Origin of the sequence: Neorhizobium sp. 2083 (genome assembly GCF_031455615.1) — a bacterium.
Classification (GTDB): domain Bacteria; phylum Pseudomonadota; class Alphaproteobacteria; order Rhizobiales; family Rhizobiaceae; genus Neorhizobium.
On sequence record NZ_JAVDTC010000002.1, the window covers coordinates 118920 to 137984 of the forward strand.

The window sequence follows — 19065 nt, forward strand, 5'->3', positions numbered from 1 at the left end:
GGGCGAGCGGCGGCTTACATTTTCTTAATGATCGGCGTCTGGGTCGTCGTCGAATATTCCCTCCACGTCGCGCCGACCATGAAGAACACGCAGGACGATCAATCTATCGTCCTGCGGAATATAGTAGATACGGAATGCCTCAAATGATTTCACCGGCCAGGATCTCAGACCCAGGAGTTCCTCATCGGCAAAGTATCGGGGAGAGCCGCCCAAAGGTGTTCTTGCCAGGACATCGATCGATGACTGAACGGAAACAAAGAACCTTTCCGCGATATCTCGCAGACCGATGCCCCCGTAATAATCGACCTGCCGCAAGATGTCGGATCTGGCCGCGGGTTTGATGATGACTATCAAGACGAAGACTTCTTCGTTTTCCTGTCGAGAAGGATCGCCGCCTCTGCCTTAAGATCGCTCCAGAACTCAGGCGTGGCGACATGCCCTTCTCCGGAGGAAAGCCCCTCCAGCAACAAAGCCCTCAAGCGTTCGTCATTCTCTTTCTGCTGTGCGTCCCGCAACAGGGTGCGGAAATATTCGCTGACATTACCGTAACCTTTCGTCGCCATCTGAAGTTCGACGAAGTCCTTCAGCGTATCGGGAAGAGAAATGGTAATCGTAGCCATGGCGCACCTGATTTTATTCGCCCTGGAAATTATCTCATCTATTGGGAATTGTTAAGACCCTTAGTTCTGCAGGAACAATTGCACGCGGGAAATGAAAGCCCCAGCAGTCGGGGCTTTCATTGCTTACTCCGCCGCCTCTTCCTCGATCACGTCGTCATGGCCGATGAAGCCGCCGGACTGGCGGTTCCAGAGGTCGGCATAGATACCGCCCGAGGCCACGAGCTCGCGATGGGTGCCGGCCTCGATGATCCGGCCACGGTCGAGCACGATCAGCCGGTCCATTTCGGTCAGCGTCGACAGCCGGTGCGCGATCGCGATCACCGTCTTTCCTTCCATCAGCGAGAACAGGTTTTCCTGGATCGCTGCCTCGACTTCAGAGTCGAGCGCCGAAGTCGCCTCGTCGAGCACCAGGATCGGCGCATCCTTCAGGAAGACACGGGCGATCGCGATGCGCTGCCGCTGGCCGCCCGACAGTTTCACGCCGCGCTCGCCCACATGCGCATCGAGACCTTTTCGTCCCTGCAGGTCGGCAAGCCCGTCGATGAAATCCCAGGCATTCGCGCGCTTGGCCGCCTCGATGATGTCAGCGTCGCTCGCATCCGGCTTGCCGTAAGCGATGTTGTCGCGGATCGATCGGTGCAGCAGCGAGGTATCCTGGGTGACGACGCCGATCAGCGAACGCAGGCTGTCCTGCGTGACGCCGGAGATATCCTGGCCGTCGATGGTGATGCGGCCGCCTTCCAGATCGTAGAAGCGCAGCAGCAGGTTCATCAGCGTCGTCTTGCCGGCACCGGAGCGGCCGACCAGACCGACCTTCTGGCCGGCCGGGATATCGAGCGTCAGGCCTTCGATGACGCCCTTGCCCTTGCCATAGTGGAAGTGGACGTTGTCGTAGCGGATATGGCCCTTTTTCGCGGTCAGCGTCGAAGCGCTCTTCCGGTCGATCACGTCATGCGCCTTGGTCATCATCGACATGCCGTCATAGACGGTGCCGATGTTTTCGAACAGCGCCGAGACTTCCCACATCACCCATTGCGACATGCCGTTGATGCGCATCGCAAGACCGATGGCGATCGCGATCGCCCCGATCGAGATGGCGCTGTCCAGCCAGAACCAGATCGACAGCGCGCCGACGGCAAACAGCGCCGCACAGTTGTAGAAGTAGACCAGCACCTGGAAGGCGGTCACCTTGCGCATCTGCGCGTGCACGGTCTTCAGGAAGATATCCATGGCGTCGCGCGCATAGGTCTCTTCCCTGCCGGCATGCGAGAACAGCTTGACGGTGGCGATGTTCGTATAGCTGTCGACCACGCGGCCGGTCATCATCGAACGCGCATCCGCCTGTTCCGCCGAGATTTTCCGCAGGCGCGGCACGTAATAGGCGACGGTGCTCGAGTAGAAGACGATCCAGAGAACGAGCGGCACCGCAAGACGCAGGTCCGCCGCCGCCACGACCGCGATCATCGAGATGAAATAGGTGAAGACATAGACGAACACGTCGAGCACCTTCATCACCGTTTCGCGGATGGCGAGCGATGTCTGCATCACCTTGGTCGAGACGCGACCGGCGAACTCGTTGGCGAAGAACGTCATCGAATGGCGCAGCAGGAAGCGGTGCATCTGCCAGCGGGCGATCATCGGAAAATTGCCCATCAGGATCTGGTGCATGATCAGCGAATTAAGCGTCGCCACCAGCGGCAGGCCGACCAGCACCACGAAGGCCATGAAGAACAGCTTCGGCCCCTCCGTTTCCAGGAAGGTCGCCCGGTCGGCATGGGTCAGCCAATCGACGATATCGCCAAGGAACTGGAACAGCGCCACTTCGCCGACGGCGATCAACATCGTGCAGGTCGACATGATGACGACCCACGGCCAGACCGGCTTGGTATAGTGCCACAGGAAGGCCGCAAGGCCGGAGGGCGGTAGTGCGGGCGCTTCGTCCGGATAGGGATCAACGCGCCGTTCGAACCACGAGAACATGAAAAAAGCTCCGTAAATCGGATTGCCGCGCCGGTTCGGCACGCAAGGCGTCCGGAATCGGGCGACGAAAACTTGAGGTATCGAGGCCGCATGTCGGCCGCGTAACGGATCAGGAAAGGAAAAGTTTGCGAGAAACCGCGGAACGCCTAGGCCAGAAAGACAATAATTCGGCTGTGGAGGCGCGAAAGCACGGTCATATCCATGTAGGCCTCCTTGAGTAGGCGTTGAGTTACAGAAGTCTTCTAACCTTTCGGACACAAATTGCAAAGAGCAAATCGCCGCGCCCGGCCACCCGGGAGTTTTTTGTTGCACGATCGTCACAGCCATGCCGTGCATGGAAAAGGCTTGAGATGGGACATCGGTTTCCCGTAAGGACCGCCTATGAGCGACATTTCCTCCGGCCTGCGCATCGCCCTCTATCAGCCGGATATCGCCGGCAATACCGGCACGATCCTGAGGCTCGCCGCCTGCCTTGGTCTTTCGGTCGATATTATCGAGCCGGCCGGCTTCGACATTTCCGACCGGAACCTGAAGCGTTCGGGCATGGACTATCTCGAGAGCGTCACGCTCGCCCGCCACGTCAACTGGCAGCGTTTCGACGAATGGCGCAAGGAAAACGGCCGGCGCGTCGTGCTTGCCTCCACAAAGGCCGCCCTGCCCTATACAAGCTTCGCGTTCCGGCCGGACGATATCCTGCTCTTCGGCCGCGAAAGCGCCGGCGTGCCGGACCATGTGCATGAGGCCGCCGACGGCCGCATCCTGATCCCCATGGTGAACGGCCAGCGCTCCATCAACGTCGCCATGTCGGCGGCAATGATATCGGGCGAGGCGCTGCGGCAGACGGGCTTTGCCTGAGCTTCCCTTCCTCATGTCGCGGCATCCCGCTGCCGCGGGCTGAGCCTGACGGCAAGCAAACCGAAAGCGAAGAGCATGAGGCCGGCCATGCCGTAGGTCGCAGCGTAACCTTTTACGGCGATCAAAGGTTGGGAGAGGAGCGGCGACAGGAATTGGCCGGTAAAGATGCTTGCCACCAGCAGGCCGGAAATGCGTCCCCTGAGGGCCGGCGATGCAAGCAGCATCGCGGCACCGGCGAAATTCGGCATGATCGTTCCCATGCCGATACCGGATACCGCCATCGCAAGCAGGATGCCCGGATATGTTTCGGCAACCGAGAGCAGTACGAAGGCTGCACCCATCGATCCGAAGGCCAGCGCAAAGACGCCCATGACCCCGAGCATCTGCCGGAAACGGGCAAAGACCAGTGAGCTGGCGATGCCGACCAGCTGGCCGAGGCCGATGGCCATGCCGGCAAGGCTCGGCGCCTCAAGGCCGAGCGATCTCAGATAGAAGGGAAGCTGTGTCGGGATCATGTAGAAGGCGACCATGTTGAGGACCGCCCCGATGAGCAGGGCGAGAAGAAGCAGCTTGCCTTGCGTGCCGAGGCCGTTGGGCGCCGCCCTCGTCTGTATCGCTGCCGGACGTGCCGGCTCGCGGATGAACACCAGCGCGGCCGGCACGAGCAGGAAGGCGAGCGCATAAATAAGGAAAGGCGCCCGCCAATGGAGTTCCGCCATGAACCCGCCGCCGGTCAGGAAGATCGTCCCGCCGACGCCGACGAAGGCCTGCTGCAACCCCATGTAGCGGTCGCGCTCCGTGCCGGCAAAGAAGTCGCCGACGAGTGCGGTCGCGGTGGTCATGATGCCGCCCACGGCGATGCCGAGTACCGCACGGCCGGCCAGCAGGCCGAAAAGACTGTCGGCGAACAGGCCGGAGCATCCGGCCATTGCGAAAAGCAGCAGCATGACGATGAGAAGCGGCTTGCGGCCATAGCGATCGATGACCAGACCGGCCACCGGCGCGAAGACGGCGATGAACAGGGCCGGCAGCGTCAAGACCAGCCGACTGAGGAGCTCGACATTCGGCAGGCCGGCAAAACGCACCGCGATCCCGGGCAAGGAGGCCGAGATCGTCGCACCCGACATGATGGTCAGCGTGCTGACCGACAGAAGGGTCATGTTGCGGGAAAAATGCGACGCAGGAGATGGGGTGCCGGCCCGAACGAGCGATACGCTGCGGGGCAGCGGCGGCAGGGCGTTTTTCGTCTCCATGGAACTGGGCTCCGGTTTTCTTTCTGGGAGCCTCTGCTATAGAACCTCAAGCAATATTGAGGTCAATGGTGAATGAAAAAAGATTCCGAAGGACGCATGCCGCTGGAATTGACGGTCGGCGAAGTGGCGCAGCGCAGCGGCGTCGCGGTATCGACGCTGCATTTCTACGAAACCAAGGGATTGATCAGGAGTTGGCGTAACCGCGGCAACCAGAGGCGATATCCCCGCGTGGTGCTGCGCCGGGTCGCGGTCATCAAGGTTGCCCAGAAGACCGGCATACCGCTCGCCGATATCGCCGAGGCGCTCTCCGTCCTGCCGCACGACCGGCCGTTGACGGCAAGGGACTGGCAACGCCTTTCGCAAACCTGGAAACGCCAGCTCGACGCACGGATAGCCAGTCTCACGTCGCTGCGCGACCACCTGACCGGCTGCATCGGCTGCGGCTGCCTCTCGATGGAAGAATGCCCGCTGAGGAACCCGCAGGATATGCTCGGCGAAAAGGGTGCCGGGCCCATCCTGCTGGAGGCGGACGAGCAGGTGGACGCCGATTGATTGCACGGATAGGTTTAGCTTGAGCTGACCGCCATCCCTGCTGAACAACACCCCGGAAATAGAAGGACGACCGATGGCTTTGGAAACGCATCCGTTCGACATCGCCGAACATTTGGATACCGAAGAGGGCATCGAAGAGTTCATGAAGGCGGCATTCGAAGAGGGCGACCCCGCCTTCATCGCGAGATGCCTCGGCATCGTCGCGCGGCGCGGGGCATGAGCAAACTCGCCCGCGATGTCGGGGGGAACCGAAAGGCGCTCTATACCGCCCTGAGCGGTGAAGGAAACCCGGAATTCGCCACGATCCTGAAGGTGATGAAAGCTCTCGGCCTTGAACTCACGCCGGTTCTCGTCAAGGCGGAGGATGCCGCCTGAGCGCGGTCGCCAGCTGGCGGATCACCCGTCTCCCGCCCGTTTAGCATCTTTTGAAAAACACGTGTCAAACCGATCGAAGCCCATGGGCCAAACATCGGAGATCGCATATGTTTCGGCAATCGAGCTTCATATTTCCCTGCCCCAAAGGATCGAGATGCGCAATCTGCTCTGCCGCCCCATGACCGTTGCCGCCCTCGCCCTGATGGCTTCGTCAGCCTGTGCCCAGGAGGCTGACCACTATACCGCTGTCAGCAAGACGGCGATGAGCGTTACCGGCGATGTGTGGCTGGACGATTTCGGCATCACCTTCGAGAACGAGGAAATCCTCGAATTCTCCGACCTTGTCGCCGACAATTTCCGCGTCGATGGCAGGCGGGTCCCGGCTTCGGTCTACCGCGTCGCCGAACCGGCCGATCCGGAGCTCGAAAACGGCAACCAGCTCTGCGGATCGGGCGACGTGACCTATGTCGCGAACTGGGCATCGGGAAACGGCATGTCCGCGATCGCCGTATTTACGGGGAGAAATCCGCCGAGGAGCAGCGACGAGATGTGCGCGCTCTATACCTACGAGGATCCGAAGTGACGGATCGGATCAATCCGCGGTCGGCAGCCGGCGCATCGTGAATTCGATACGGTCGCCTTCGAGCTGGCGCCAGCTTTCCACTTCGGTCCAGTAGGCAGCCTTCGGATAGTCGTGAAACCATTCGCGCGCCTTTTGCCGCGCTTCTTCCCGCGAGAGCTCGAAAGTCTGCCGCACGAACATGCCCTGTCGCTCGCCGGCCTTTTCCTGCCGGTGGCGGTCGATCCTGCGTTTCAGCCCGTCGAGCGGCGGGGGTGTGAACTTTGCCATGAAAGCCTCTGATCAGCACCTGTTTATGGGGTAAAGATAGTGTGCGGCGACACGCTTTGCGAGTCTCATTTTCCACCCGCGACAACCGATGGAATGGTTCGCGAAAGCCAGAACTGCTAATCTCCGATCGGAAAAATGCGAATCGCGCCAAGGGGATGGCGAGAGGAATAACGACATGGAACGGCCGGTACTGCCAAAGGGGCTGCCCGAGGACATCGAAGACAAGAAGGCGACGGCGCGCGCCTGGTTCGAAAGCCTGCGCGACACGATCTGCGCTTCGCTGGAAGGCCTCGAGGACGAGCTGACCGGCCCCCTCGCCGATCAGGAGCCGGGCCGCTTCAAGCCCAAGGACTGGCTGCGCGACGGCGGAGCCGGCGGCGGTGGCAGGATGTCGATGATGGAGGGCCGCGTCTTCGAAAAGGTCGGCGTCCACACCTCGACCGTCCATGGCGAGTTTTCCGCCGATTTCCGCAGCCAGATGCCGGGAGCCGAGGAAGACCCGCGCTTCTGGGCGTCGGGCATTTCGCTGATCGCCCATCCGGTCAATCCGAACGTGCCGACCGTGCACATGAACACCCGCATGGTGGTGACGTCGAGCCAGTGGTTCGGCGGCGGCGCCGACCTCACCCCGGTTCTCGACCGCAGGCGCACCCAGACGGATCCCGACAGCACGCTCTTCCACCGGGTCATGGAAATCACCTGCAAGCGCCACGAGGCGGTGGCCGACTACGATCGCTACAAGGCCTGGTGCGACGACTATTTCTTCCTGAAGCACCGCAACGAAGCGCGCGGCATCGGTGGCATTTTCTTCGACTGGCTGCATCCCGTCGAGGAAAAAGGCGGCTGGGATGCGGATTTCGCCTTCGTCCAGGATGTCGGACGCGCGTTCAACCTCGTCTATCCGAAAATCGTCCGGGCCAATTTCAACAGGCCGTGGACGGAGCATGATCGCGACGAGCAACTGATCCGCCGCGGCCGCTACGTGGAGTTCAACCTGCTCTACGACCGGGGCACGATTTTCGGGTTGAAGACCGGCGGCAACGTCGAGTCCATCCTGTCGTCACTGCCTCCGGTTGTAAGGTGGCCTTAGATCGAAATCATGAAATTAACGATTTTCGGGTAAAAACCGGCCCCAATATATCGCCCTTAACAAATGCGATATCAGAATCGATTCGGTGGTGGTAGCGTCCCCTTGGTTGTACCGGAGGAGGATCGCCATGATGGCACAGAATAGCATGCCCATGCCGCAAGCGTCTGAGGACAAGGACGCCCGGTCCATTGACACGATTGAAATGATCGACCGCCTCGCGACGGAAATGCGTGCGAGAACCGGCGGCGAACTCCCGCATTCCTTCTATGTGGACCAGGTAAAGCGCCAGCTTGCCGGCAAGTCCGTCGCCGTATCGGCTGCCAATGACGAACCGGCGCAGGGAAAGGCTGCCGAACAGGCCTCCGTCTTCCACGCCTGGGCGCTTTCCGAATAAACGCCTGGAACGGTCGTTGCAGTTTCCGAGTTATCGGAGTTGGCGCCGGCGGATATGAGGAGATGTCCGCCGTCTCCAGCCCCAACGACCACAGGAGGAAATGTCATGCGATTGTTCGAATGCGGTACGCTTGTACCCGGCTGCCAGTGGCATACACGAGCCGATGAGGATGCCGAAGTGGTCCGCCGCGCAGTGGAACATCTCCGCACGGTTCATGGCGAAGAGATCATCCGCGAAAACATGGTCGAGAACATCAAGGCGCGCATTCGCGACGAAAACGGCGCTGAGGCGGCCTGATGACCGAGCGTGAAGGTAGCCGTTCCGCCTAGAAGCGCTCTGTCCGGCTTACCGGTGCCTCTTGATACCAGAGCGGTAAGTGGCCTGATGTCAGCGCGGCAGGCCGCCTGATGTCAAAGCGAGCTGCGGATCATATCCTCCAGCCGGGCGGTCAGCGACGCCCGGTCGAGAGCGAAATTGCGCTCCACCCAGAAGTCTTCCAGCTCCTTCAGGATTTCTCCGACCCGCTTGCCGGCCGGCACGCCGGCTGCGACGATATCGGCGCCGCTGAGTGGAAAGGCCGGCTTGTCGTAGCTCTCCGCCCTCTTCAAGAGCACCGACAGCCGTGCGGATCTGCGCATCGCTGCCGGATCTCCTTCGGCCGCCGTCCGCGCGGATGCAAGGGCAAGCCTCAGCCGCAGGATCAGGCCTTCCGCACCGTGGCGATAGAGCAGCCGGTCGAAGCCGACATCCGTCACTTCGTCGGGCGGCACCGGGGCATTTGCCCAGGTGGCAAGCCGCGCGGCTTCCGCATTCGACATTTTGAGCCGCTTGGCGAGCGCATCGAGCCGCTCGGCATCCGGGGGCACGATCGCCGCCAGCCGCAGAAGCGGGTCGGGCGCCCAGCCGAGCGATTTTTCGGCGGCCACCAGGCCGTGGATGCCGTCGATACCCCATTTTTCGGTCTCGGGCAGTATTTCGGAAAGCACGCCAGCCTGCCGCATCCAGAGCAGCGCGCGGGAAGGATCGGCGGCCGCCAGCAGCTTCCTGGTTTCCGCCCAGACGCGCTCGGCCGACAGCGTCGAAAGCTTGTCCTTGGCCCGTGCGCTGGCTCTCAAACCCTCCGCATCCGGCCGGCCGGAACCGTAGTAGGCGAAGAAGCGGAAGAAACGCAGGATGCGCAGGTAATCCTCGGCAATCCGCTCGGCCGCCTCGCCGATGAAGCGGACGGTGCGCGTCTCGATATCCGGCAGGCCGTTCACGAGGTCGATCACCTCGCCCCGGGCATCCGCATAGAGCGCGTTGATCGTCAGGTCCCGCCGTTCGGCGTCCGCCTGCCAGTCGGTGCCGAAGGCGACCTTGGCGCGTCGGCCGTCGGTCTCGACATCGCGTCGAAGCGTCGTCACCTCGAAACCATGACCGTCGATGACCAGCGTCACCGTGCCGTGCTCGATGCCGGTCGGCACGGCCCTGATACCGGACGTCACAGCCCGCTCGACCACCTTTTCCGGGCGAAGCGTGGTCGCGACATCGATGTCGGCGACGGGAAACCCCATCAGCGCATTGCGCACCGCGCCGCCCGCCACCCGCGCCTCGCCGCCGTCGGCATTGAGCAGCGTCAGGATGCGCTGCAGCGCCGGGTCCTTGAACCAGGCCTCGTCGGCTACGCCGGTCTTGGCGGAAGTCATGCATAAAGCCTTTCATAGAGCGTGCGCAGAATGCCCGCGGTAATGCCCCAGATGTTTCGTTCCTCATAGGGCATGACGTAGAAATGCCGCTCCTTGCCGTCCCATTCGCGGCTGCCGCGCTGGTGGTTCGCCTCGTTCATCAGGAAGGACAGCGGCACTTCGAAGACCTCGTCCACCTCGGCCGGGTTGGGCCTGATCTCGAAACCGCGCCTCACCACCGAGAGCACCGGCGTGATACGAAAGCCTGTCGCCGCATAATAGGTCGGCAGCCGCGACAGCGTTTCGACGAAGGAACGGTCGAGGCCGATCTCCTCCTCCGCCTCGCGCAGCGCCGCCTGTTCCGGCGACCGGTCTTCCGGATCGATGCCGCCGCCCGGAAAGGCGATCTGGCCGGAATGCTTGCGCATCGTCGAGGTGCGTTGCGTCAGGATCACCTTGGCTTCGTCGCCGTCGTCGACGACCGGCACCAGCACCGCCGCGTCCTTCAGCTTCAGCCCGGCCGCAAAATCGACCAGCGTCGGGTTGAGCAGATGGTCGCCATGGTCGCGCCAGGCCCGATCGACCGGCCCGCCGTTCTGGTTCAGCGCCCGGCGGCGGAAATCGCCGGCCGAAAAAAGGGGATAGTCACTCATTGCGATAAGGCGTCCAGTTCGGCCTCGGGCATCACGGGAAAGACCTCCGTTCCGGAGCGGACGGAGAACATCGAGACCCCGTCTATCACGATCGCCTCGCCGAGTTCCACGAGATCGTACATCACCGCGCGCGAGACCAGCGCCTCCAGCCGGCCGCGCACCAGGAGATAGGGTTTCAGCTCGCGGTTCTCGCCTGAAATCTCGAAGCGCAGGGGAGATTGCAGGCCCGCCTCCACCACATCACCGACATTTGTCCTGAACGTGAGCACCTGGCGGCCCTCACGCTGCGTGACCTGCATCTCGACCGCCAGAAAGGGTGCGTCCACGACCCGGATGCCGACTTTTTCCACAGGTGTTACGAGGTAGGTCCGGCCATCCTCGTCCTTGCGCAGCACGGTCGAAAACAGCCGCACGAGTGGCGCGCGGCCGATCGGCGTGCCCATGTAGAACCACGTGCCGTCGGCACGGATTTCCATGTCGATATCGCCGCAAAAGGGCGGATTCCATCGCTCGACAGGCGGCAAACCGCGCTTTCCGTCACCCGTCTGCTCGGAAGCGCGCGATATCAGGGCCGCAAGGCCTGCGGCATCGGCTGCCGAATTTATCGTTTGCGCTGCCATCTTTCAGTCCCGGTTCGTCCGTAAGCATTGGCGAAAGCAATTGTTCCTCACGAGATAGTCATTCAATACGTGCTTGTCAGCCATGTTTCGGGGAATAAGTTTGATCGGATAAGCCGGATGCTGCGACGCAGCGATTCGCCGCCGGGACATGAACGAGTCCGGCCTTGAAAAGCCTGCCGGTTCTGGATGCATGGAGAACGACATGGGCCTGATGAATTCCACCGATACCGTCCTCGATGAAAAAGCCATCATCGCCTCCGCCGAAATGGCCCTGTCCGACATCGCCGCCATCCGCACCGAAATCGCCAAGGTGATCTTCGGCCAGGAGAAGGTGGTCGAAAACACGCTGCTGGCTGTCCTCTCCGGCGGCCACGCGCTGCTCGTCGGCGTTCCCGGCCTTGCCAAGACCAAGCTCGTCACCACGCTCGGCACGGTGCTCGGCCTCGGCGCCAACCGCATCCAGTTCACCCCCGACCTGATGCCCTCGGATATTCTCGGCTCCGAAGTGATGGATACCGACGATGCCGGCCGCCGGTCCTTCCGCTTCATCAAGGGCCCGGTCTTCGCCCAGCTCTTGATGGCCGACGAAATCAACCGCGCCTCGCCGCGTACCCAGTCGGCGCTCTTGCAGTCCATGCAGGAATACCACATCACAGTCGCCGGCCAGCGTTACGATCTGCCCGCCCCCTTCCACGTGCTGGCGACCCAGAACCCGCTTGAGCAGGAAGGCACCTATCCGCTGCCCGAAGCGCAGCTCGACCGCTTCCTGCTGCAGGTCGACGTGCTTTATCCGGAACTGGCCGCCGAGCGTCAGATCCTGCTCGAAACCACCGGCCTTTCGGAATCCAAGGCGCGCGGCGTCATCGACTCTGCCCGCCTTCAGGAAATCCAGACCCTCATCCGCCAGATGCCGGTGAGCGACAAGGTGGTCGACGCCATCTTATCGCTGGTGCGCTCGGCCCGCCCCGGCCACGGCAATGCCAGCACCGACAAGCACGTCGCATGGGGCCCCGGCCCGCGCGCCGGCCAGTCGCTGATGCTGACGGCCCGCGCCCGCGCCCTTTACGAAGGCCGCCTCGCCCCGTCGCTGGACGACGTCCATGCGCTTGCCGAACCGGTGCTCGAACACCGCATGGCGCTGACCTTTGCCGCCCGTGCCGAAGGCATGTCGGTGCGCGACGTCATCGCCAGCCTGGTGAAGCAGGCCCGCGGCTAAGGCTGCGACGGCTTAGAAAGGAACCTGCGTGGCATCCACCATTGGCCAGATCGTAGAGCAGACACCGAGTAGCGAAGTCCTCTCCCGAGCCCAGGCCCGCGCGACGCTTGTGCCGGATTGCATGGTGGAAGCAAAGCGTATCGCCAACACGGTGATCGCCGGCTGGCACGGGCGCCGCAAGCGCGGCATCGGCGAGAATTTCTGGCAGTTCCGCCCTTACGCGGAGGGCGAAAGCCTGTCGCGCATCGACTGGCGCCGTTCCGCCCGAGACGACCATACCTATGTCCGCGACCGCGAATGGGAGGCAGCCCACACCGTCTGGCTGTGGGCCGACATGTCGCCGTCGATGATGTACAAGTCGACGCTCGCCATCGCCTCCAAGGAAAGCCGCGCGCTGGTGCTGATGCTGGCGCTGGCCGAAATCCTCGCGCGCTCCGGCGAGCGCATCGGCTGCCCGGGCATCATGGAGCCGGTCTCGGCCCGCAATGCCGCCGAGCGGCTCGCAGCCTCGATCATGCACGCGCCGCTGACCACCGGCTTGCCGGATACCGCAATGATCCGCGGCCATAGCGACATCGTGCTGATCGGCGACTTCCTCGACGACGCCGACCGCGTGATGGAGCGCATCGCCCCGCTCGGCCGCCGCGGCCTGCGCGGCCACGTGGTCGAGATCGCCGACCCTGCCGAGGAGACCTTCCCCTATACCGGCCGCACCGAATTCACCGATCCCGAAACCGGCGAAAAGCTCGTTTCCGGCCGCGCCGAGATGATCCGCGAGGATTACCAGCGCGCCTATTTCGCCCGCCGCGATGCGCTCGGTGAATCGCTGCGCCGTCTCGGCTGGAGTTTTGTCTTCCACCGGACCGATCATCTCGCCTCCGAGGCGCTTGTCGCCGTGCATGGTTATCTCTCCGGCCTGCCGGCGCCGAAACCGGCTGGAGAGCGATCATGAGCGCGTTGATTTTCGCCAATCCCGCCATTCTTTTCGGCCTGATCGCGCTGCCGGTGATCTGGTGGCTGCTGCGGCTCACCCCGCCACGCCCGAAAACGGAAGTCTTCCCGCCGCTCCGCATTCTCGCAACGGTGCTGAAGCGCGAGGAAACGCCCTCGAAAAGCCCGTGGTGGCTGACGCTGTTACGCATGCTTCTCGCAGCCGCCGTGATCCTCGCCATCGCCGATCCGGTGATGAACCCGCGCGCCAATTCGCTGAATGCCGGCGGGCCGCTGGTGCTCGTCGTCGACAACGGCTGGGCGACTGCCACCGACTGGGAACGCCGCGTCCAGACCGCAAGGCTGCTGATCGACGATGCCGAAAGCGCCGATGTGCCGGTTTCGATCACCTTTACCGCCAATGCCAGCCACGAGGCCGTACCCGGTACCGCCGCTGCGGCCCGCGACAAACTGAAGGCCGCCAATCCCAGGCCGCTGGTTCCTGACCGCGCACGCACCGCCCAGGCGATCAGGGAGGCGATGAACGGCACCCGCCCCGGCACGCTCGCCATCCTTTCCGACGGCATGGCCGCCGCCAGCGACAACGACGCGATGTCGGCGTTTGCCGCGCTTTCGCCTGCCGAGATGCGGCTTGTCGAAGGCGACGGGCACAGCGCCGTGGCGCTGACCGACGCGGTCAACAATGCCGCCGCCATGACGGTTACCGCCACCCGCCTTTCGACCGCATCGGCGCAGCAGATGAACGTCAACGCGCTCGACGCGCAGGGCCGCGCGCTCGCCTCCGGCACGCTGCAGTTTGCCGCAGGCGCGGGAACCGCCACCGCCGAGATCGCCTCGCCGTTCGAACTGCGCAACGATTTCGCGCGGCTGAACATCGACGGGCTGGCGACGGCCGGCGCCGCGCACCTGCTCGACGACGGCTTCAAGCGCCGCCGCATCGCACTGCTCGCCGGCGAAAGCGGAAGCGACTTCCAGCCGCTCCTGCAGCCGCTCTATTACATCAGCCGCGCGCTTTTGCCCTATGCGGACGTCATCCAGCCGAACACCGCCGATCTTGCGGTCGCCATCCCGCAAATCCTCCAGGGCAACCCGTCAGCGATCATCCTCGCCGATGTCGGCCGCCTGCCGGCGGAAACCTATGCGCCGCTGCAGCGATGGATCGCCCAAGGCGGCACGCTGATCCGCTTTGCCGGGCCGCGCCTTGCCGCAGCCCCCGCCGACGATCCGCTGGTGCCGGTCATCCTGCGCCAGGGCGAACGGGCACTCGGCGGCGCCATGTCCTGGTCCGAGCCGCAGTCGCTCGCCGATTTCCCGAGTTTTGGGCCCTTCGCCGGCATGCCGCGCGCCGCCGACATCACCGTCACCCGCCAGGTTCTCGCCGAACCGACGCCGGATCTTGCCGAGCGCACCTGGGCGAGCCTTGCCGACGGCACGCCTCTCGTCACCGAAAAGGAAGTCGATGCCGGCCGCATCGTGCTCTTCCACACCAGCGCCGAAGCGACATGGTCGAACCTGCCGCTATCGGGCAATTTCGTCGAAATGCTCCGCCGCCTCGTCCAGCTCGCCCGCGCCGGCGGCGCCGCCTCGTCCGGCTCTGCCGCCGAGGGAGCCACCGCGACGCTCGCCCCCTATCGTCTTCTGACCGCCGACGGCGTCCTGACCACCGAGACCGGCACGGCGCGGCCTATCGCAATTGCCGCCAACCAGGTGCCGGTCGCAAGCTTCGATCACCCGCCGGGCCTTTACGGCACCGAGGACGGTTTCACCGCCGTCAACCTGCTGGCGCCGAAAACGGTGATCGCCCGCTTCGACCCGACCGCCGCCGGCCGTCCGATCGTCCGCGAAGGCCTTGCGGGCGGTGAAGCCGTGTCGCTGCGCCCGGCGCTCTTTGCAGCCGCCTTCGCGCTGCTGATCCTCGACAGTATCGTGGTGCTGTTCATGAACGGAGCCTTCTCCCGCGTTCCCGGCCGCCGCCGGACAGCCGGCGGGGCCGCGGCGGTGATCACCGCCCTCGCCTTCGGCCTCTTCGCCTTGTTGCCGGGCCAGCCGCAGGCGCAGGAAATGGCGCCCGGCGCCGGCGCCAAACCCGGCGACGAACAGATCCTCGAACGGCTCGACACCACCCACCTCGCCTATGTCGTCACCGGCGAACGGGACGTCGACAGTATTTCCGAACAGGGTCTGGAAGGCCTGAGCCAGTTCCTCACCTACCGCACGACGCTCGAACCCGGCGCCCCGGTCGGCCTCGACATCACCAAGGACGAGCTGTCCTTCTACCCGATCATCTACTGGCCGATCTCCGCTACCGCGCCGATGCCCTCGCCGGCGGCGATCTCGCGTATCGACGCCTATATGCGCAATGGCGGCACGGTGCTTTTCGATACCCGCGACCAGTATTCCTCGCTCGATGGCGGCGGCACCACGCCGAACGGCGAGCGGCTGCAGGCGATCCTTGCCAATATCGACATCCCGCCGCTGGAACCGACGCCGACGGATCACGTGCTGACCCGCTCCTTCTACCTGCTCACCAATTTCCCCGGCCGCTATACCGGAAGCCCCCTCTGGGTCGAGGCACGGCAGGAAGCGAAGAGCACCGGCGCCCAGCTTTCCTCGAGCGGCGACGGCGTCACCCCGCTCCTGATCACCGGCAACGACTTTGCCGGCGCCTGGGCTGTGGATTCGCAGGGCGCTGCCGTGCTGCCGACCGTCCCCCCGGACGAGATGCAGCGCGAATACGCCTACCGCTCCGGCGTCAACATCATGATGTACATGCTGACCGGCAACTATAAGGCCGACCAGGTGCACGTGCCGGCCCTGCTCGAGCGGCTTGGGCAGTGAGGGGATAAGTCGCCATGGTCCATCGCCCCTCATCTGCCTGCCGCCACCTTCTCCCCGCACGCGGGGAGAAGGGATATGCCGCACCGTCGCCGTTCCCCCTCGCCCCGCCTGCGGGGAGAGGGTGCGCCGAGCGAAGCGGAGGCGGGGTGAGGGGCGAACCTTGCGCAACGCTCCTGGCCCATAGAGGGAAACCCTCATGACCATCGAATTCGCACCCTTCTTCTCCTGGCCGATCCTTGCTGCGCTTGGCGTCTTCGCCTTGATCCTCGCCGGCCTCGCCTTCTGGCGCGGCATTCGCGGCGCCACCCTGCGCACGCTGGCGCTGGCGGCGCTGCTTCTGGCGCTCGCCAACCCGACGCTGCTGCAGGAGGATCGCGACCAGCTTTCGACCGTGGTGCCGATCATCGTCGACCGCTCGCAGAGCCAGGATACCGCCCAGCGCAAGCAACAGACCGACCAGGCGCTCGCCAGCCTTGAGGACCGTTTCTCCCGCTACCCGCGCATCGAGACCCGCGTTGTCGAGGTCAATGACGACGGCGAGTCCGATACGCCCTCCACCAAGCTGTTCACCGCCCTGCGCTCGGCCATCTCCGACGTGCCCCCCGCCCGCATCGGCGGTGCGGTTTTCCTGACCGACGGCCAGATCCACGACCTGCCCGGGATCAACCAGGACCTCGGCTTCAACGCCCCCGTCCACGGCCTGATCACCGGCAAGCCGGACGAGTTCGATCGCCGTGTCGAGGTCGTCCGCGCCCCACGCTTTGGCATCGTCGGCGAGGAGCAGGAACTGACGCTGCGGGTGTTCGACGACGGCCGCACTGGCGGCGGCACTGCCCAGGTCACCGTGCGCATGAACGGCCAGCAGACCGCGACGCTGCGCGCCACGCCCGGCCAGGAGACGCCCTTCTCCTTCACGGTTCCGCGCGGCGGCAACAACGTCATGGAATTTTCGGTCGCCGAGCTTCCGGGCGAAGTAACGACCGCCAACAACCGTGCCGTCCACGTCATCGACGGTATCCGCCAGAACCTGCGCGTGCTGCTCGTCTCCGGCGAACCGCATGCCGGCGAACGTGCCTGGCGCAACCTGTTGAAATCAGATGCCTCGGTCGACCTCGTCCACTTCACCATCCTGCGGCCGCCGGAAAAGCAGGACGGCACGCCGATCAACGAACTGTCGCTGATCGCCTTCCCGACCCGCGAACTGTTCGTCGAGAAGATCAAGGATTTCGACCTGATCATCTTCGACCGCTACAAGCACCGCGGCGTACTGCCGATCCTCTATTACGATTACATCGCCCAATACGTGAACAATGGCGGCGCGCTCTTGATCGCCGCCGGTCCCGAGCATGCCGGCGAGGATTCGATCGCGTCCACGCCGCTCGAACAGGTCCTGCCAGCCGCACCGACCGGCGAGGTCCACAGCGCCGCCTTCTATCCGCACCTCTCGCCGGAGGGCGAAAAGCATCCGGTGACCCGCGGGCTCGACGGCTCCAACGCCAACCCGCCCGCCTGGGGCCGCTGGTTCCGCACTATCGATGTCGATACGCCGCAGGGCCAGACTGTCATGGAAGGCGACGGAGACCGTCCCCTGCTCGTGCTCAACCGCCAGGGCGAAGGCCGCGTCGCCATGCTGCTCTCCGACCAGGGCTGGCTGTGGGCCCGCGGTTTCGAAGGCGGCGGCCCGCATGTGTCGCTCTATCGCCGCATCGCCCACTGGCTGATGAAGGAACCGGAGCTCGAGGAAGAGGCGCTGACCGCCCGTGCCGTCGGCCGCACGCTGGAAGCCACCCGCCAGACGATCGGCGACGATCCCGGCCCGGCGACGATCAAATACCCCTCCGGCCGCACAGAGACCGTGCCGATGACGGCGGCCGGCCCCGGCCAGTACCGCGTGGAACGCCGCATGGAGGAGACCGGCCTGTTCGAGGTCACCAACGGCCAGTTCTCGACACTGGTGCATGTCGGCACCGTCGACGCGCCGGAATTCAAGGCGATGATCTCGACCGAGGCGACGCTGAAACCCTATGCGGACAAGACCCGTGGCCTCGTGACCCGCGTCGCATCGGGAGACGGCATTTCGCTGCCGGATATTCTGCCGGTGCGCGGCGAAGTACGCGTCAACGATCGCGACCGCATGGTCATCCGCCTCACCGACGAGACGGTGCTGCGCGGCATCAACACGCTGCCGCTGTTTGCCGGTTTCGCCGGCTTGTCCGCCCTGCTCTTTGCGGTCGCGGCGATGTGGTGGCGCGAGGGGCGCTGAGGAATGACGCAGCTTGACATAACCGCCTCGCCCTTGCCCGAGGAGCTGGCCGCAATCGGCGAAGGCCTGACCGCCTTCAACGACGCGGATGTCGGCCCATCCGAGCGCAAGCCGCTCGCCGTTCTGATCCGCGACGCCGAGGACAAGGTGATCGGCGGGCTTTCGGGCTATACCGCCTGGGGCTGGCTCTTCACCCAATGGCTGTTCATCCCCGACGCGTTGCGGGGTGAAGGCATGGCCGGCAAGCTGCTGGCCCAAGCCGAGGAGGAAGCCCGCGCCCGCGGCTGCCACGGCGCCTGGATCGACACCTTCAGCCCGGTCGCCCGCAAGGCCTACATGCGCCAGGGTTACGAGATTTTCGGCGAACTGCCCGAGTTTCCGAAGGGGCGCACCCGCACCTTCCTCAGGAAAGCTCTGTAGCCTATCCATTCGCTCCGAAAATGGGGACGAAGAATCGCCGCATGGATATCGACCTGACACTGACCGAGGGCATGAGCGCCGACGAGGAGGATTTTATCCTCGAACGGCTGAGGACCCACAACGTCATGGCCTTCGGCCCGAGCAACCGGCAGGAACTGGCAGTGCCGCTGCGGGACGAGGGCGGCAATCTCATCGGCGGGTTGACCGGCTATACGGGCCGGGGCTGGCTCTATGTTTCGATGCTTTACATTCCGGATGCCCTGCGAGGCCGCGGCCTCGCAGCCCGCATGCTCGACATGGCCGAGGCCGAAGCCCACGCCCGCGGCGCGATCGGCGCCTATATCGACACCATGAACCCGGCGGCCCTCAAGCTTTATCTCAAGCAGGGTTATACCGAGATCGGCAGTCTGAAAGGCCTCGAAGGAGGCCATTCGGTAACATGGCTGCAAAAGCGCTTCTGACTTTCCGCGA

At 64.1% G+C, this 19065-nt stretch carries 20 protein-coding genes and 1 pseudogene; 13 read left to right on the forward strand and 8 right to left on the reverse strand.

Annotated elements, in window-relative coordinates:
* Nucleotides 1-24: 24 nt before the first annotated feature.
* The 3 genes from J2X76_RS08635 to J2X76_RS08645 form a co-directional block, all read right to left on the reverse strand.
* On the reverse strand, nucleotides 25-354 hold the full coding sequence (locus J2X76_RS08635; RefSeq protein ID WP_310215001.1) for a type II toxin-antitoxin system RelE/ParE family toxin: 330 nt from the start codon (nucleotides 352-354) through the stop codon (nucleotides 25-27).
* Nucleotides 351-620 carry a type II toxin-antitoxin system ParD family antitoxin gene (locus J2X76_RS08640; protein ID WP_310215003.1) on the reverse strand — a complete coding sequence of 90 codons (270 nt, stop codon included), beginning with the start codon at nucleotides 618-620 and terminating at the stop codon, nucleotides 351-353. Before J2X76_RS08640 ends, J2X76_RS08635 begins: the two co-directional genes overlap by 4 nt.
* Before the next feature lie 123 nt (nucleotides 621-743).
* Nucleotides 744-2600, reverse strand: a complete 1857-nt coding sequence (locus J2X76_RS08645; protein WP_310215005.1) for an ABC transporter ATP-binding protein — start codon at nucleotides 2598-2600, stop codon at nucleotides 744-746.
* Between the two features lie 381 nt (nucleotides 2601-2981).
* On the opposite strand from J2X76_RS08645, the gene J2X76_RS08650 reads away from it, so the two are divergent.
* On the forward strand, nucleotides 2982-3455 hold the full coding sequence (locus J2X76_RS08650) for a tRNA (cytidine(34)-2'-O)-methyltransferase (RefSeq protein WP_310215007.1): 474 nt from the start codon (nucleotides 2982-2984) through the stop codon (nucleotides 3453-3455).
* Nucleotides 3456-3466: 11 nt separating this feature from the next.
* Here the strand turns inward: J2X76_RS08650 and J2X76_RS08655 are convergent, their stop codons facing one another.
* Complete coding sequence (locus J2X76_RS08655; RefSeq protein ID WP_310215009.1) at nucleotides 3467-4708, reverse strand: MFS transporter; 1242 nt, start codon at nucleotides 4706-4708, stop codon at nucleotides 3467-3469.
* 72 nt (nucleotides 4709-4780) lie between these two features.
* On the opposite strand from J2X76_RS08655, the gene soxR reads away from it, so the two are divergent.
* The 3 genes and pseudogenes from soxR to J2X76_RS08670 all read left to right on the forward strand — a co-directional run bounded on the left by soxR (nucleotide 4781) and on the right by J2X76_RS08670 (nucleotide 6218).
* Complete coding sequence (soxR, locus tag J2X76_RS08660) at nucleotides 4781-5260, forward strand: redox-sensitive transcriptional activator SoxR (RefSeq protein WP_310215011.1); 480 nt, start codon at nucleotides 4781-4783, stop codon at nucleotides 5258-5260.
* A 142-nt stretch (nucleotides 5261-5402) separates the two neighbouring features.
* Nucleotides 5403-5635, forward strand: a pseudogene (locus tag J2X76_RS08665) (addiction module antidote protein).
* An 82-nt stretch (nucleotides 5636-5717) separates the two neighbouring features.
* Nucleotides 5718-6218, forward strand: a complete 501-nt coding sequence (locus J2X76_RS08670) for a hypothetical protein (protein WP_310215013.1) — start codon at nucleotides 5718-5720, stop codon at nucleotides 6216-6218.
* A gap of 9 nt (nucleotides 6219-6227) precedes the next feature.
* Here J2X76_RS08670 and J2X76_RS08675 read toward each other — a convergent pair whose 3' ends face one another.
* On the reverse strand, nucleotides 6228-6485 hold the full coding sequence (locus J2X76_RS08675) for a hypothetical protein (RefSeq protein WP_113128413.1): 258 nt from the start codon (nucleotides 6483-6485) through the stop codon (nucleotides 6228-6230).
* A gap of 175 nt (nucleotides 6486-6660) precedes the next feature.
* On the opposite strand from J2X76_RS08675, the gene hemF reads away from it, so the two are divergent.
* The 3 genes from hemF (at nucleotide 6661) to J2X76_RS08690 (ending at nucleotide 8266) form a co-directional block, all read left to right on the forward strand.
* Nucleotides 6661-7575: an oxygen-dependent coproporphyrinogen oxidase gene (hemF, locus tag J2X76_RS08680; protein WP_113282647.1), complete on the forward strand. Its 915-nt coding sequence runs from the start codon at nucleotides 6661-6663 to the stop codon at nucleotides 7573-7575.
* A gap of 127 nt (nucleotides 7576-7702) precedes the next feature.
* Nucleotides 7703-7969, forward strand: a complete 267-nt coding sequence (locus tag J2X76_RS08685; RefSeq protein ID WP_113128411.1) for a hypothetical protein — start codon at nucleotides 7703-7705, stop codon at nucleotides 7967-7969.
* A 105-nt stretch (nucleotides 7970-8074) separates the two neighbouring features.
* Nucleotides 8075-8266: a DUF1059 domain-containing protein gene (locus J2X76_RS08690; protein ID WP_105400492.1), complete on the forward strand. Its 192-nt coding sequence runs from the start codon at nucleotides 8075-8077 to the stop codon at nucleotides 8264-8266.
* Between the two features lie 113 nt (nucleotides 8267-8379).
* Here the strand turns inward: J2X76_RS08690 and J2X76_RS08695 are convergent, their stop codons facing one another.
* Genes J2X76_RS08695 through J2X76_RS08705 form a run of 3 tightly spaced genes read right to left on the reverse strand, consistent with a single transcriptional unit; the run spans nucleotide 8380 to nucleotide 10906 of the window.
* The gene (locus tag J2X76_RS08695) at nucleotides 8380-9654 is read right to left on the reverse strand and encodes a CCA tRNA nucleotidyltransferase (protein WP_310215020.1); all 1275 of its coding nucleotides are present in this window, start codon (nucleotides 9652-9654) and stop codon (nucleotides 8380-8382) included.
* Nucleotides 9651-10286, reverse strand: coding sequence for a CoA pyrophosphatase (locus tag J2X76_RS08700; RefSeq protein WP_113128409.1), 636 nt, complete (start codon nucleotides 10284-10286; stop codon nucleotides 9651-9653). The genes J2X76_RS08695 and J2X76_RS08700 overlap by 4 nt, the downstream gene beginning before the upstream one ends.
* Complete coding sequence (locus J2X76_RS08705) at nucleotides 10283-10906, reverse strand: DUF1285 domain-containing protein (RefSeq protein ID WP_310215024.1); 624 nt, start codon at nucleotides 10904-10906, stop codon at nucleotides 10283-10285. The genes J2X76_RS08700 and J2X76_RS08705 overlap by 4 nt, the downstream gene beginning before the upstream one ends.
* 202 nt (nucleotides 10907-11108) lie before the next feature.
* Here J2X76_RS08705 and J2X76_RS08710 point away from each other — a divergent pair, with 202 nt between their 5' ends.
* From J2X76_RS08710 to J2X76_RS08735, 6 genes are all read left to right on the forward strand, one after another.
* Nucleotides 11109-12122: a MoxR family ATPase gene (locus tag J2X76_RS08710; protein WP_310215029.1), complete on the forward strand. Its 1014-nt coding sequence runs from the start codon at nucleotides 11109-11111 to the stop codon at nucleotides 12120-12122.
* A 28-nt stretch (nucleotides 12123-12150) separates the two neighbouring features.
* Nucleotides 12151-13074 (forward strand): DUF58 domain-containing protein, encoded by a 924-nt coding sequence (locus tag J2X76_RS08715; protein WP_113128406.1) that lies wholly within the window; start codon nucleotides 12151-12153, stop codon nucleotides 13072-13074.
* Entirely contained in the window at nucleotides 13071-15911 is a 2841-nt protein-coding gene (locus J2X76_RS08720) for a DUF4159 domain-containing protein (RefSeq protein ID WP_310215031.1), read from the forward strand. Before J2X76_RS08715 ends, J2X76_RS08720 begins: the two co-directional genes overlap by 4 nt.
* Before the next feature lie 196 nt (nucleotides 15912-16107).
* Complete coding sequence (locus tag J2X76_RS08725; protein WP_310215034.1) at nucleotides 16108-18174, forward strand: hypothetical protein; 2067 nt, start codon at nucleotides 16108-16110, stop codon at nucleotides 18172-18174.
* Between the two features lie 3 nt (nucleotides 18175-18177).
* Nucleotides 18178-18594: an N-acetyltransferase gene (locus tag J2X76_RS08730; RefSeq protein WP_113128402.1), complete on the forward strand. Its 417-nt coding sequence runs from the start codon at nucleotides 18178-18180 to the stop codon at nucleotides 18592-18594.
* 41 nt (nucleotides 18595-18635) lie between these two features.
* Nucleotides 18636-19055, forward strand: coding sequence for a GNAT family N-acetyltransferase (locus tag J2X76_RS08735; protein WP_310215039.1), 420 nt, complete (start codon nucleotides 18636-18638; stop codon nucleotides 19053-19055).
* Nucleotides 19056-19065 lie beyond the last annotated feature (10 nt).

Bases quoted from the DNA above. Each gene is read 5' to 3' on its own strand.
- J2X76_RS08640 (WP_310215003.1), bottom strand. From the start codon at position 620: ATGGCTACGATTACCATTTCTCTTCCCGATACGCTGAAGGACTTCGTC.
- J2X76_RS08645 (WP_310215005.1), bottom strand. From the start codon at position 2,600: ATGTTCTCGTGGTTCGAACGGCGCGTTGATCCCTATCCGGACGAAGCG.
- J2X76_RS08650 (WP_310215007.1), top strand. From the start codon at position 2,982: ATGAGCGACATTTCCTCCGGCCTGCGCATCGCCCTCTATCAGCCGGAT.
- J2X76_RS08655 (WP_310215009.1), bottom strand. From the start codon at position 4,708: ATGGAGACGAAAAACGCCCTGCCGCCGCTGCCCCGCAGCGTATCGCTC.
- soxR (WP_310215011.1), top strand. From the start codon at position 4,781: ATGAAAAAAGATTCCGAAGGACGCATGCCGCTGGAATTGACGGTCGGC.
- J2X76_RS08670 (WP_310215013.1), top strand. From the start codon at position 5,718: ATGGGCCAAACATCGGAGATCGCATATGTTTCGGCAATCGAGCTTCAT.
- J2X76_RS08675 (WP_113128413.1), bottom strand. From the start codon at position 6,485: ATGGCAAAGTTCACACCCCCGCCGCTCGACGGGCTGAAACGCAGGATC.
- hemF (WP_113282647.1), top strand. From the start codon at position 6,661: ATGGAACGGCCGGTACTGCCAAAGGGGCTGCCCGAGGACATCGAAGAC.
- J2X76_RS08685 (WP_113128411.1), top strand. From the start codon at position 7,703: ATGATGGCACAGAATAGCATGCCCATGCCGCAAGCGTCTGAGGACAAG.
- J2X76_RS08690 (WP_105400492.1), top strand. From the start codon at position 8,075: ATGCGATTGTTCGAATGCGGTACGCTTGTACCCGGCTGCCAGTGGCAT.
- J2X76_RS08695 (WP_310215020.1), bottom strand. From the start codon at position 9,654: ATGACTTCCGCCAAGACCGGCGTAGCCGACGAGGCCTGGTTCAAGGAC.
- J2X76_RS08700 (WP_113128409.1), bottom strand. From the start codon at position 10,286: ATGAGTGACTATCCCCTTTTTTCGGCCGGCGATTTCCGCCGCCGGGCG.
- J2X76_RS08705 (WP_310215024.1), bottom strand. From the start codon at position 10,906: ATGGCAGCGCAAACGATAAATTCGGCAGCCGATGCCGCAGGCCTTGCG.
- J2X76_RS08710 (WP_310215029.1), top strand. From the start codon at position 11,109: ATGGGCCTGATGAATTCCACCGATACCGTCCTCGATGAAAAAGCCATC.
- J2X76_RS08720 (WP_310215031.1), top strand. From the start codon at position 13,071: ATGAGCGCGTTGATTTTCGCCAATCCCGCCATTCTTTTCGGCCTGATC.
- J2X76_RS08725 (WP_310215034.1), top strand. From the start codon at position 16,108: ATGACCATCGAATTCGCACCCTTCTTCTCCTGGCCGATCCTTGCTGCG.
- J2X76_RS08730 (WP_113128402.1), top strand. From the start codon at position 18,178: ATGACGCAGCTTGACATAACCGCCTCGCCCTTGCCCGAGGAGCTGGCC.
- J2X76_RS08735 (WP_310215039.1), top strand. From the start codon at position 18,636: ATGGATATCGACCTGACACTGACCGAGGGCATGAGCGCCGACGAGGAG.